The sequence below is a fragment of the Vibrio sp. 1727 genome, assembly GCF_033344415.1.
Classification (GTDB): Bacteria; Pseudomonadota; Gammaproteobacteria; order Enterobacterales; family Vibrionaceae; genus Vibrio; species Vibrio alginolyticus.
In genome coordinates this window covers 1-555 of the sequence record NZ_JAWPOT010000552.1, presented here as the reverse complement: position 1 = coordinate 555, position 555 = coordinate 1, and the positions used below count along the sequence as shown (strand labels likewise).

Annotated in this window: 1 pseudogene; it reads right to left on the bottom strand. The window is 44.9% G+C overall.

Going from position 1 to position 555, the window contains the following annotated elements:
* Positions 1-312: pseudogene (locus R8O10_RS26875) on the bottom strand (ribulokinase); the annotation flags it as partial.
* Positions 313-555: the final 243 nt, after the last annotated feature.

Sequence of the window (555 nt, the reverse complement as noted above, 5' to 3'; positions counted from 1 at the left end):
TTCATCTATTGGAGCTGGGGTTGAGCCTGTTGTGTCGACGCCTATGCCGACAACAGAATCGGCCAGAGTCTGTGGCACTGTTGCCAGTACCTCTTGGATAGCGCTGGTCATTGCATCCAAATAATCTTGCGGGTGATGTCTGAATTGCGATTGCGCAGGTTGGCAATAGAGCCCCTTCATCCATCGTGAGTAGTACACCACAGACGAGGAAACTTCCTGTCCTGTTTCGGCATTAACAATAAGCGCACGTACGGAGTCCGATCCGAAGTCCAAACCAATTACATGCTGCTGATGTGTATTTATTGTGTCCATGACAACTCCAACTTTTGGTCAGCAAACTAAATCTACTTGTTGTTATAGCCAGAGCAGGTGGGTTATCCCATAAATAGGGTTGCTAAGTTTATGGACAAAAACGTCACTGGGTGTTTTTTGTGTCCTTTTTAACACCTTTATATATTGCTCAAAAATTAGTTGTTCTCGACCATGATTAACGTTTGCGTTGGGCGTTTTAGGGATATTTCAAAGTTGCTAGTCCCCCAATTGAGAGCTGCTTCA